Raw genomic sequence first — 11,971 nt, forward strand, 5'->3', positions numbered from 1 at the left:
AGATTCATGTTTAACCTTCTGTAAATAGGGGAAATTGTATGAGAGACAAGTATTTTATTTTCCCAGGAAGGTGATAAGAATGTCAGTATTACATGCAAATGAACGTACAGAATTCAAAGGATCTTCAAAAACCAAAATCCGTGAGGAAGGATTAATTCCAGCGGTTGTTTACGGGAATGATACAGAAAATAAATCTATTACTGTCGATAGTAAGGAATTTATTAAAACGATTCGTGGAACAGGACGAAACGGCATCATTTCGCTTGAAATTGGTTCCGATAAACGCAAAGTAATGCTTTACGATTATCAAGTCAATCCACTCAAAAGCTTGGAATTTGTCCACTTGGATTTCCATGTAGTTGATTTTAAATCAGAAATCGATGTAGATGTTACGGTTCACGTTACAGGTGATGCAAAAGGAGTGAAAGATGGCGGAGTCTTGCAACAAGTTCTCCATGAAGTATCCATCAAAGTACTTCCAAACAACGTACCGGAATCCATTAATGTGGATGTAACGGAACTTGACGTGAATGAAAATATTACAATCGGTGACCTAAATACATCAGGAAAATATAGCTTTAATCATGAAGATGATGAAGTGATAGCTTCCATCTTACCTCCACGACAAGAAGAGGAAATTGACCCTGGTGAAGAACAAGAACCAGGCGAGCCTGAACTTGTAGAAGGTAGAGAAAACAATGAAAGCACAGAGGAGGAGGCGTAACCTTTAAGGTTACGTCTTTTCTCTTGTTGTGAAGAAGATTCTCTAAATACTTAGGGTATAAAAAGGTCAACGGGAAGCTTTATAAGAAAAAAGACAATAATAAATGCCCGAAGCTAGAAAACGGTCAAATAGAGTGCTTCTATACGCCCGAAGGCAAGAAGAAAAAGAGAAAACGGTCAAATAGAGTGCTTCTATACGACCGAAGCTAAGAAGAAAAAGAGAAAACGGTCAAATAGAGTGCTTCTATACACCCGAAGCTAAGAGGAAAAAGAGAAAACGGTCAAATAGAGTGCTTCTATACACCCGAAGCCAGTAGGAAAAGGTGAAAATGGTCAAATAGAGTGCCTCTATACACCCGAAGCCAGTAGGAAAAGGTGAAAACGGTCAAATAGAGTGCTTCTATACACCCGAAGCTAAGAGGAAAAAGGGAAAACGGTCAAATAGAGTGCCTCTATACGCCTGAAGCAGGAAGAAAAAGAGAAAACGGTCAAATAAAGTGCTTCTATACGCCCGAAGCCAAAAGGGAAACGCGTTAACGATCGGATAGCGCTCGTTAACAACAGAGTTGCTTCTAAACTTCAGCATATAAAGTTGTTTTAATGGACAAAACTCCTTCTCATTTCCTTTTCCACACATGTTCAAGTAAAATGAAAGATAGCGAATAGGTTTGTGGGAGGTATTCATGAAGAAATTTTTGCAATCCTTATTTGGTAAAGAGCAAGACGTTTCAGGAGGAAAAATAATGAAAGTATTTGTGGGGCTGGGAAATCCGGGCCGTCAATATGAAGAAACAAGGCACAATATCGGATTTATGGTAATAGATGAACTAGCAGACAAATGGAACATCCCATTGACACAGTCCAAATTCAAAGGAATTTTTGGACAAGGCACGATAAACGGCGAAAAAGTACTATTAGTGAAGCCTCTTACATATATGAATTTATCGGGGGAATGTGTTCGCCCGTTATTGGACTTTTATAAGTTAGATGTGGAGGATCTCGTGGTAATTTATGATGACTTAGATTTGCCAGCTGGAAAGCTGCGTCTTCGCCAAAAGGGAAGTGCCGGTGGGCATAATGGGATTAAGTCCTTGATACAACACCTTCAAACCCAGAATTTTAACCGTATTAGAATGGGTATCGACCGTCCGAATAATGGACCGTCCATCTCAGATTATGTACTTGGAAAATTCCACGCTGATGAGCGTCCTGCGATTGATGACAGCGTGAAGAAAGCGGCAGAAGCTTGTGAAGAAAGCTTGTCCAAAGAGTTCCTACAAGTAATGAACACTTTTAATCAATAATAGAATGTTAAGGTAGCTTTCCTGAGTTTTCTCTAAACCAACCTACCCTGTATAACAATGTTTCCCACTGTTTATACTAGTGGTAAAAGGGGCCATTTTAGGTCTTGCAGAAAAGTGGAGGGAAAAGGATGGCTATCCATTATCATTGCAGGCATTGCGGCTATAAGGTCGGCACCATCGAGTCCAAATCAGTATTTTCAGAAGAACTAGGGTTTCATCAACTGTCGGATACAGAACGACATGAAATGATAGCATATCAACAAAATGGTGATGTACATGTTAAAACGATTTGTGAGGATTGCCAGGAGGCCCTTGATCGGAATCCTGACTGGCATGAACAAGAACGGTTCATACAATAGAGCAGATAAATTAGCTTTGGTGAGATACCAAAGCCTTTTTGCGTCTGAGAAGCGTAATCATAAAAAAGAACACAATGAAACACTAATGATAGAGAGGGGAGGGTGTATGTTATGAAGGGTTTTATTCCATATTTGAGCGAAAATGATGATTTTCAATCGGTTTTGGTTGGTCTTCAAGAAGGATTGCAAGAACAGTTAATTTCAGGGATATCTAACTCAGCAAGGTCCATGTTAATTGCAGCGTTGTATGAAGAGAGAAAAGCGCCGATTCTGCTAATCACGCATAATTTATTTCATGCCCAAAAAGTATATGATGACTTGGCAAGCTTCCTGCCAGAGGATGAACTGTATCTGTATCCTGTCAACGATGTGTTGGCAGCGGAAATTGGAATTGCGAGTCCGGAACTTAAAGCCCAGCGTGTAGATGCGCTTAATCATTGGGCTACTAAAAATAATGGTATTATCATTGCACCTATCGCAGGGTTAAAAAGAATACTCCCATCTAAAGAAAAATGGCAGCAAACGTTGTTGACCATTGAAGTAGAAAAGACGTTGGAACTTGATAACTTAGCAGAGCGTCTCGTCAGATTCGGGTATCAGCGTGTAGGGATGGTAGCAACGCCAGGGGATTTCAGTATCAGAGGGGGCATCATCGACATATACCCTATCACGGAAGAATATGCCGTCCGGATAGAACTTTTTGATGATGAAGTGGAGTCCATCCGATATTTTACGGTAGAAGATCAACGCTCTCAAAAACATATGGATAAGGTAACGATTGGCCCGGCAACAGAGATGTTGCTCACGAATCAAGAGCTGACAAATGGTCGGGAAGTTCTCGAAAAGGAACTAGCTAAAACGATAAAAAAGGTAAAAAATGAAAAAGTAAAACAGCTGTTAACAGAAAATATTTCCTATGAGCTAGAACAAATACGCAACGGACAAGTGTTTTCTGAGTTGTATAAATATCTTTCATTCTTCTACAGTTCACCAGCTAGTTTACTAGATTACATCCCTGCAGGCGGTTTAGTTATTATGGATGAAATCAGCAGAATCCATGAAACGGCGGAAAGTCTTGATAAAGAAGAAGCAGAGTGGCTGGTAGAGCTATTGGCTGAAGGAAAAGCGGTGCATGATCTAAAGTTTTCTCATTCTTTTGCGCAGATTGTACATAGCAAAAAACAACCGTTCCTTTATCTTTCCCTCTTCTTACGAGCAGTGCCGCATACGCATCCCGAAAACTTAATTAGTATGTCTTCGAAGAGCATGCAGCACTTCCACGGGCAGATGCATCTGTTAAAATCGGAAATTGAGCGTTGGAGGAAGGCGAATTATGCAATTGTAGTCCTTGCTTCCAACCAAGAGCGGATGGAGAAGCTAGAGACGGTTTTTGCTGATTATGAGATGGACATAAGAAAGCTTTCCAAAGGTTCTGCCTTTGCCCATGGAGAGGTGCAGCTTGTGGAGGGTGACTTGCATTCTGGATTTGAATTACCGATGCAAAAGCTTGCGGTCATCACGGAGGAAGAGCTTTTCAAAAAGAAAGCGAAAAAGCCTAAAAACAGACAAAAGCTTTCCAATGCGGAAAGGATTAAAAACTATACCGAATTGAATGTCGGTGACTATGTTGTCCATATTAATCATGGAATTGGTAAATATCTAGGAATTGAAACACTTGATATCAACGGTCTTCATAAAGATTATATTCATATTAAATACCAAGGCTCTGACAAACTTTACGTTCCTGTTGAGCAAATTGATCAAGTTCAAAAATATGTCGGCTCAGAGGGAAAAGAACCGAAAGTTTATAAACTAGGTGGTACTGACTGGAAAAAGGTTAAAAATAAAGTGGAGTCGTCTGTCCAAGATATTGCCGATGACCTTATTAAGTTATATGCAGAAAGGGAAGCAAGTGTCGGCCACGCCTTCTCGCCAGACGGAGAAATGCAAAGGGAGTTTGAAGCAACCTTCCCTTATCAGGAAACAGAAGATCAATTGCGGTCTATTCATGAGATTAAATTGGATATGGAAAAGAAACGCCCAATGGACCGCTTGCTTTGCGGAGATGTTGGCTATGGAAAAACGGAAGTTGCCATAAGGGCTGCTTTCAAGGCCATTACTGATGGCAAGCAGGTAGCCATTTTGGTCCCAACCACCATTTTGGCTCAGCAGCATTATGAAACCATCAGAGAAAGGTTTCAAGATTACCCTATCAATATTGGTTTGTTAAGCCGTTTCCGCTCTAGAAAGCAACAAACGGAAACAATGAAAGGGCTTGGGAACGGAACAGTAGATATTGTTGTTGGGACACATCGGTTGTTGTCTAAAGATATTAAATACAAAGACCTTGGCTTGTTAATTATCGATGAAGAACAGCGTTTTGGAGTGACCCATAAGGAAAAAATCAAACAGCTGAAAGCGAATATTGATGTGCTTACCTTAACAGCAACGCCAATTCCGCGTACTCTTCATATGTCTATGCTTGGGGTGCGTGATTTATCTGTCATTGAGACACCACCTGAAAACCGTTTCCCTGTGCAAACGTATGTGATGGAATATAACGGGAACCTGGTGAAAGAAGCAATCGAAAGAGAGCTGGCCCGAGGAGGTCAAGTTTATTTCTTATATAACAGGGTCGAAGATATCGAGCGAAAAGCAGATGAGATCTCCATGCTTGTCCCAGAAGCCCGTGTTACGTATGCGCATGGGAAAATGACCGAAAATGAACTTGAGTCGGTGATGATTCAGTTTCTTGAAGGGGAAGCGGAAGTACTTGTCAGTACGACCATCATCGAAACAGGTGTCGACATTCCAAACGTAAACACATTGATCGTTTTTGATGCAGATAGAATGGGATTGTCCCAGCTTTATCAGCTTAGAGGACGTGTTGGAAGATCAAATCGTGTGGCATATGCCTATTTCACGTATCGAAAAGATAAAGTACTTACGGAGGTAGCAGAAAAACGTCTGCAATCTATCAAGGAATTCACAGAACTTGGATCAGGCTTTAAAATTGCAATGCGTGACCTTTCCATTCGTGGAGCAGGAAATCTGCTCGGTGCCCAGCAACACGGCTTTATCGATTCTGTCGGTTTTGATATGTATTCTCAGATGCTAAAAGAAGCAATCGAGCAGCGCCAAGGGCCGAAAGATGCGAAAAAGGCGCATGAAATATCCATTGATGTGGAGCTTGACGCGTACATTCCAGAGTCTTATATCCCTGATAGTAAGCAAAAGATTGATATGTATAAGCGTTTCCGTGGATTAGAGTCAAAAGAAGATCTTGTTGAGCTTCAAGATGAAATGAAGGACCGTTTTGGAAACTATCCAAAAGAGGTCGATTACTTATTCCAAGTCTCAGAGATGAGAGTCTTTGGCCTCAAAGAAAAAGTGGATTCCATCAAACAAACAAAACAAGAGCTTGTCATTCTTCTTTCCGAAGAAGCAAGTAGCGTTATTGATGGACAGAAGTTATTCTTATTAGGAAATGAGTTTGGCAGAATGGTAAGCCTCGGCATGGAAGGACAGCATCTGAAGATTGTCATCCAGACGAAACGTTCTGCGACAGAAGAGTGGATACAGGTGGCCATTTCCATGATAAAAGGACTAGAAAAAGTAAAAAAAGAAAGCGTGAATGCTTCCTCATAGGTTTGAGTTTGTGAAGAAACGTCTATATAAATACTGGGGGAATTTACTATCAGAAAAAAACTTTTCCAACATGTATATAACTCCCTGAGTGTAGGATACTAACTTCAACGAATGGTGAATTCTTCAAAAGCAGGACATATTGATCAATTCCACCAATTTAACTCATCTCTTTTTATCATCGGATGAAGGAGGCAACCTAAGAAATGAAAGCAACTGGTATTGTACGTCGTATTGATGACCTCGGTCGCGTTGTAATTCCTAAAGAAATAAGAAGAACCCTGCGTATCCGCGAGGGTGACCCGCTTGAGATCTTTGTCGACCGGGATGGAGAGGTTATACTAAAGAAATACTCTCCTATTAGTGAGCTTAGCGATTTCGCAAAGGAATATGCGGAAGCTCTGTATGATAGCCTGGGACACCCAGTGTTAATCTGTGATCGTGATACGTTCATTGCTGTCGCTGGGAGTTCTAAAAAGGAATATCTGAACAAAAGCATCAGCGAAGTCGTGGAGAAATCCATGGAAGACCGCAATTCCGTATTAAAAACGGAAGAACAGCAAATGGCAATTGTCGATGGGCATGTAGAATCACTTGCTTCTTATACCATTGGACCTATCGTAGCAAACGGAGATCCAATTGGAGCAGTGGTTATTATGTCCAAAGATAAGTCGCTTGGAGAAGTGGAACAGAAAGCAGTGGAAACAGCTGCAGGCTTCCTTGCAAGACAGATGGAGCAATAATTATTAGTTGGAGCAGCAGACATGATTGTCTGTTGCTTCTTTTCTTTTGAGTGAATCAAGTCGAAATTCAAAGAGATTTGTCGTTTGGCATGTATTTACGTGAGTTTGGACAGTAAATGGGTCAGTTTGGATCGTATTTTAAGTATTTGGACAGTATTTTTGTCTGAATGGACAGTAAATCGCTACTTTTGGACAGTAAGTTATCCGAAGAAGGAGATTTAATAATCTCGGATTGTTCGTATCTCTCCAATAGAATACACCATCATAGACATAATGCATCCATCTTTCCAACTTTCCAATTAAAATATGCTATAATTATACAATTGTACGAATACCTTTAAGGCGGGCTTTTTATGAATGATTTATCACCACACTCCTATCAAAAGGTATGGAAAGGCGCTATGATTCTTACTATTGCAGGGATTATCATTAAAATCCTCAGTGCAGCCTATCGCGTTCCTTTCCAGAATATTGTAGGAGATGTTGGCTTTTATATTTATCAACAGGTATATCCCTTTTACGGGGTGGCTATCATTTTATCTACATATGGCTTTCCGGTTGTCATTTCTAAAATTATTGCAGAACACCCAGAGAATACAAGGGAGCATGCAGCACGCAAAATACGCTGGGTGTCCTTTTGTTTCTTAACGCTTTTGGGTGTGAGCTTTTTCCTGCTGCTATACCTAGGTGCTAACCACTTAGCAGCTTTTATGGGGGACCTCAAACTCGCTGTACTAATAAAAATTGTCGCCTTCTCTTTTTTACTAATGCCACTAGTTTCGGTATGGAGAGGAAGTTTTCAAGGGCTTGGAGAAATGACGCCGACCGCCGTTTCGCAAGTCAGTGAACAATTAATAAGGGTTGGGACTATATTAGTGCTCTCCTACCTGCTCGTAAATGCGGGATACTCCCTTTATGAAGTAGGAGCAGGAGCCATATTCGGGTCAGTCTTTGGAGGATTTGCTGCCGTCTTAGTATTGTTGGTCTTTTATCAAAAGACAAAAAAGAAGCAAACGGTTGTGCCTTCAAATATGCTTCCGTCTTCGAAGTCTATTGTAAAGGTCCTTATGCTTCAAGGCTTTACCATTTGCATCAGCTCGCTATTGCTGATCCTTTTTCAAATGGTGGATGCGTTCACTATTTATGCGGGTCTATTGGAAGCAGGCGTCGACGAACAACAAGCCAAAGAGCTAAAAGGGGTATTCGACAGGGGACAACCGCTTATCCAGCTTGGAACAGTGGTAGCAACAGCCTTCTCCCTTTCCCTTGTCCCATACATTATTCTCTCCAAAAGCAATGAAAGGGAAGTAAAAGAAAAAATTAGTCTCTCTATCCGTGTCAGCATAGGAGTGGGAGCAGGAGCGGCTGTGGGTCTTGCGTGGCTTATTCGACCGGTGAATGTAATGCTTTTTTCCAATGAAAATGGCTACCATGTTCTATTGGTCCTTGGTTTGTCCATTCTCTTTTGCAGTATGGCCTTGACCGCGGCTGCTATCTTACAGGGACTTGGCAACCCGTATCTTCCGGCTCTTTTTGTAGGGATCGGAATTGGATTAAAATATTTGTTGAATGTCCTATTAATTCCCACTCACTCAACTTTGGGAGCGGCGGTCAGTACATTGGTCGCGTTCAGTGCAGTCGCCGTCATGTTGGTAATGGCGTTAAAAAAGAAGACAGGCACTTCTATATTTGAAAGAATGCCAACCGTCCCCTTGCTTGTGAGCATCGGGATGATGTCTACCGTTTTGGCAATCTATCTGCTTCTTACGGATTCACTAGTAGGCGATAACCGTACGCTTTCCTCCGTCCAAAGCATGGTGGGAGTGATGATAGGCGGAATCACCTATCTATTAATTTTAATAAAGAATCGCTTTTTTACAAAAGAAGAACTCATGCTGCTCCCGCTAGGAAAGAAATTGGTGAAGCTATTAAAATAATAATAAAGTTGGTGTCCAATATATGAATATGATAAAGGTTCTGGGACTTGGTGCAGGTGACCTCGAACAGCTTCCAATGGGAGTGTACAAGCAATTAATGCAGTCGGACCATCTTTTCCTTCGAACGAAAGAACATCCAGTTATCGAAGAGCTCGAAAAGGAAGGGCTGACTTACGAGTCGTTTGATTCTATCTATGAACAGGAAGGAACATTCGGCACGGTCTATGAAAGGATTGCGGAAGAATTAATTGGGCTTAGTGCACATAAGAAAATTGTGTACGCTGTACCGGGACATCCGCTTGTGGCAGAGAAAACCGTTCAGATTTTACTTGAAAAAGAAAAAGAAGGCATTATCACACTTGATATTAAAGGCGGGCAAAGTTTCCTTGATCCCATGTTTACAGCAGTAGGACTGGATCCCATCGATGGCTTTCAATTTCATGATGCCACCGCGCTTGTAAAAGAAGCAATTGAACCGACCCAGGCGATGATCTTTTGTCAGGTATATGATGCTTTTATTGCTTCAGAAGTGAAGCTCACGTTGATGGAGTTGTTGCCTGACGACTATCCCGTGACGATTGTAACAGCAGCAGGTTCTTCCATGGAACAGATTACAGAGGTACCGTTATACGAACTCGACAGGGTGGCAGAAATCAATAATCTGACAAGTGTCTATGTCCCAGCAGTAAAAGAGGAGGAACTGCTTTATAAACAATTTTCTTCTTTTAGAAAAACCATCGCGACCTTAAGAGGTCCTGGTGGCTGCCCTTGGGATCAGAAACAAACGCATGAATCCCTGAAAAAATATTTAATTGAAGAAGCATATGAGTTGCTCGATGCCATTGATGAGGAAGATACAGATGGAATCATTGAGGAACTTGGGGATGTTCTTTTACAAGTGATGCTTCATGCCCAGATCGGGGAGGATGAAGGTTACTTTAGCATAGAAGATGTAATAGAAGGGATTAATGAGAAAATGATCCGCAGACATCCTCATGTATTTGCCGACACCTCTGTGGAAGATGCAGAAGATGTCATCACCAATTGGGAAGCCATCAAAGCTGAGGAAAAAGGTGAAAGGGCCGAGCAGTCCATTCTTGATTCGGTTGCAAAAGGGCTTCCTAATCTTACAAAAGCATTCCAATATCAGAAAAAAGCCGGTAAAGTAGGGTTTGATTGGAACGATGTCGCCCCGATGTGGGATAAAGTGAATGAGGAAATCCAGGAGTTGCAGGAAGAATTGACAAAGGATGCAAGCTCGGACCTTGTGGCTGCAGAATTCGGGGACGTACTTTTTGCTCTCGTTAACATTGCAAGATACTATAAAATCGACCCGGAAGAAGCAGTGTCCCTAACCAACCGAAAATTTTACCGCAGGTTTACTTTTATTGAAAAGAAGGTAAAGGAATTAGGGCAATCTTTCGAGAATCTATCATTAGAACAATTAGATGCTATCTGGGAAGAAGCGAAAAAGAACGGGTTATAATAGGGGGAGTTAGAAAATGCGTTTAGATAAATTTTTGAAAGTATCAAGGATCATCAAGCGCCGCACACTTGCTAAAGAAGTGGCAGAACAAGGGCGTATCTATATTAATAATGTCCAAGCTAAAGCTAGTAGCAATGTTAAAGCAGGAGATGAGTTGAAAATTCACTTTGGGCAAAAGATCGTCACGGCTTCTGTCGACAACATTCAAGAGAATGCCAAAAAAGAAGACGCAGCTATGATGTATACGATTGTTAAAGAAGAAAGAGTGGAACAAACAGAAGAGTAACGGACAGGCTTGTTCTAAAAATATATCCCTCTCATATACATGTACTATCTTCAAGTACTAGATAGGTGAGGGATGAATATGAACCAATACTATGATTCAAATCAAGGAAACAAGCAGACTGTCCAAGAGCAAGACATCGTGATGAGAAGCCGCAGAATGTTGGATATCACAGGTGTAAAGCAAGTGGAAAGTTTTGATAACGAAGAGTTTCTATTAGAAACTGTGATGGGATTTCTCTCTGTCAGGGGCCAAAATCTCCAGATGAAGAACCTGGATGTAGAAAGTGGCGTCGTCTCGATCAAAGGTAAGATCATGGAAATCATTTATTTAGATGATCAACAGGCGGAGAAAGCTAAAGGGTTCTTTAGTAAGTTGTTCAAATGACACTTAGCACCCAACTTTATACAATGCTTGCCATGATTGGGATGGGGGCATGGCTTGGAGCGGCCATTGATACGTATGGACGCTTTCTTAAACGGGAAAAGAGAGCCAAGTGGATTGTGTTTATTCATGACATCCTCTTTTGGCTCTTGCAAGCCCTTATCGGCTTTTATGTATTGCTGAGGGTCAATGAAGGAGAAATTCGTTTTTATATTCTCATTGCACTCGTGTGTGGCTTTGCAGCTTATCAAAGCTTATTCCGATATTTTTATTTGAGCTTGCTGGAATCCATCATACAACTTGTCATCAACTTGTATCGCTTCTTGGAAAAAATGGTAAGAATGCTAATAGTGAAGCCTATTCAACTATTAGTACAAGCCCTTATCGTATTATTATTGGGTATTGGGAAGTTTCTTTACTCGACCATTCGCTTTCTGCTGTTGCTGTTATGGCGAATTGTTAAAATTTGTTTCTTACCATTCAAGTGGATTCTTATGCTAGTATGGAAGTTGGTCCCGAACGTAGTGAAAAAATATTTACACATTGTTTTCAAAAAACTTGAAGGATTTTTCACACTAGTAAAGAATAGGAAACATAGTATAATAAATAGAGTAAAGAACTTTTGGAAAAAGCGCTAGGAGAGGAATGATAAGATGAGCGCGGCAAAAGATGAAAAGGTAGCAAAAATCCATTCCGATTATTCCAAACAAAAACAGGACCAGCAGTTGAAACAACAGAAAAGACGCCGTGGGCTTTATCGCCGTTTATCATTATTCTTTTGTTTAGCATTAGTCTTTGGAATACTAATGGGGAAAACACTCTTAGATCAACGAGCTATCCTTCAGGAAAAAGAGGATAGAAAAGAAGTTGTTCAACAAGAGCTGGCAAAACTTAAAAAAGAACAACAACGTTTAGAAGAGGAAATTGTAAAACTGAACGATGATGATTATATTGCGAAGATCGCACGTAGAGATTATTTCATGTCAGAAGAGGATGAAATCATCTTCAATATCCCTGACGATTCGTCGTCAGATTAGTCGTCATATTGACACCTCAATTTTGCTCTAGGTATAATGGTAGGTAAAGTGATTTATTTTTTATGATTTT

11 protein-coding genes are annotated in these 11,971 nt (G+C 40.8%); all 11 read left to right on the forward strand.

Annotated elements, in window-relative coordinates:
* The first annotated feature begins 79 nt into the window (after window positions 1–79).
* The gene (locus FZC76_RS21420) at window positions 80–724 is read left to right on the forward strand and encodes a 50S ribosomal protein L25/general stress protein Ctc (RefSeq protein ID WP_148990144.1); all 645 of its coding nucleotides are present in this window, start codon (window positions 80–82) and stop codon (window positions 722–724) included.
* 742 nt (window positions 725–1,466) lie between these two features.
* Window positions 1,467–2,027: an aminoacyl-tRNA hydrolase gene (gene pth, locus FZC76_RS21425; RefSeq protein ID WP_316246631.1), complete on the forward strand. Its 561-nt coding sequence runs from the start codon at window positions 1,467–1,469 to the stop codon at window positions 2,025–2,027.
* Window positions 2,028–2,155: 128 nt separating this feature from the next.
* The gene (locus tag FZC76_RS21430) at window positions 2,156–2,386 is read left to right on the forward strand and encodes an anti-sigma-F factor Fin family protein (protein WP_148990146.1); all 231 of its coding nucleotides are present in this window, start codon (window positions 2,156–2,158) and stop codon (window positions 2,384–2,386) included.
* 111 nt (window positions 2,387–2,497) lie between these two features.
* On the forward strand, window positions 2,498–6,034 hold the full coding sequence (gene mfd / locus FZC76_RS21435; RefSeq protein ID WP_148990147.1) for a transcription-repair coupling factor: 3,537 nt from the start codon (window positions 2,498–2,500) through the stop codon (window positions 6,032–6,034).
* Between the two features lie 203 nt (window positions 6,035–6,237).
* Window positions 6,238–6,774, forward strand: a complete 537-nt coding sequence (gene spoVT, locus FZC76_RS21440; protein ID WP_148990148.1) for a stage V sporulation protein T — start codon at window positions 6,238–6,240, stop codon at window positions 6,772–6,774.
* A gap of 353 nt (window positions 6,775–7,127) precedes the next feature.
* Window positions 7,128–8,711, forward strand: coding sequence for a putative polysaccharide biosynthesis protein (locus tag FZC76_RS21445; RefSeq protein WP_148990149.1), 1,584 nt, complete (start codon window positions 7,128–7,130; stop codon window positions 8,709–8,711).
* 22 nt (window positions 8,712–8,733) lie between these two features.
* Entirely contained in the window at window positions 8,734–10,197 is a 1,464-nt protein-coding gene (yabN, locus tag FZC76_RS21450; RefSeq protein ID WP_148990150.1) for a bifunctional methyltransferase/pyrophosphohydrolase YabN, read from the forward strand.
* Window positions 10,198–10,213: 16 nt separating this feature from the next.
* Window positions 10,214–10,483: an RNA-binding S4 domain-containing protein gene (locus FZC76_RS21455; RefSeq protein WP_060666715.1), complete on the forward strand. Its 270-nt coding sequence runs from the start codon at window positions 10,214–10,216 to the stop codon at window positions 10,481–10,483.
* A 78-nt stretch (window positions 10,484–10,561) separates the two neighbouring features.
* On the forward strand, window positions 10,562–10,867 hold the full coding sequence (yabP, locus tag FZC76_RS21460; RefSeq protein ID WP_060666716.1) for a sporulation protein YabP: 306 nt from the start codon (window positions 10,562–10,564) through the stop codon (window positions 10,865–10,867).
* Window positions 10,864–11,502, forward strand: a complete 639-nt coding sequence (gene yabQ / locus FZC76_RS21465) for a spore cortex biosynthesis protein YabQ (RefSeq protein WP_148990151.1) — start codon at window positions 10,864–10,866, stop codon at window positions 11,500–11,502. Before yabP ends, yabQ begins: the two co-directional genes overlap by 4 nt.
* Window positions 11,503–11,517: 15 nt before the next feature.
* A complete protein-coding gene (locus tag FZC76_RS21470) occupies window positions 11,518–11,901 on the forward strand; it encodes an FtsB family cell division protein (RefSeq protein WP_148990152.1) in 384 nt (127 codons plus the stop codon).
* Window positions 11,902–11,971: the final 70 nt, after the last annotated feature.

The sequence above is a fragment of the Sutcliffiella horikoshii genome (genome assembly GCF_008180725.1).
In the GTDB taxonomy this organism is placed as follows: Bacteria; Bacillota; Bacilli; order Bacillales; family Bacillaceae_I; genus Sutcliffiella_A; species Sutcliffiella_A horikoshii_B.

Coding starts and splice junctions, on each gene's coding strand:
- FZC76_RS21420 (WP_148990144.1), top strand. CDS start 80: ATGTCAGTATTACATGCAAATGAACGTACAGAATTCAAAGGATCTTCA.
- pth (WP_316246631.1), top strand. CDS start 1,467: ATGAAAGTATTTGTGGGGCTGGGAAATCCGGGCCGTCAATATGAAGAA.
- FZC76_RS21430 (WP_148990146.1), top strand. CDS start 2,156: ATGGCTATCCATTATCATTGCAGGCATTGCGGCTATAAGGTCGGCACC.
- mfd (WP_148990147.1), top strand. CDS start 2,498: ATGAAGGGTTTTATTCCATATTTGAGCGAAAATGATGATTTTCAATCG.
- spoVT (WP_148990148.1), top strand. CDS start 6,238: ATGAAAGCAACTGGTATTGTACGTCGTATTGATGACCTCGGTCGCGTT.
- FZC76_RS21445 (WP_148990149.1), top strand. CDS start 7,128: ATGAATGATTTATCACCACACTCCTATCAAAAGGTATGGAAAGGCGCT.
- yabN (WP_148990150.1), top strand. CDS start 8,734: ATGAATATGATAAAGGTTCTGGGACTTGGTGCAGGTGACCTCGAACAG.
- FZC76_RS21455 (WP_060666715.1), top strand. CDS start 10,214: ATGCGTTTAGATAAATTTTTGAAAGTATCAAGGATCATCAAGCGCCGC.
- yabP (WP_060666716.1), top strand. CDS start 10,562: ATGAACCAATACTATGATTCAAATCAAGGAAACAAGCAGACTGTCCAA.
- yabQ (WP_148990151.1), top strand. CDS start 10,864: ATGACACTTAGCACCCAACTTTATACAATGCTTGCCATGATTGGGATG.
- FZC76_RS21470 (WP_148990152.1), top strand. CDS start 11,518: ATGAGCGCGGCAAAAGATGAAAAGGTAGCAAAAATCCATTCCGATTAT.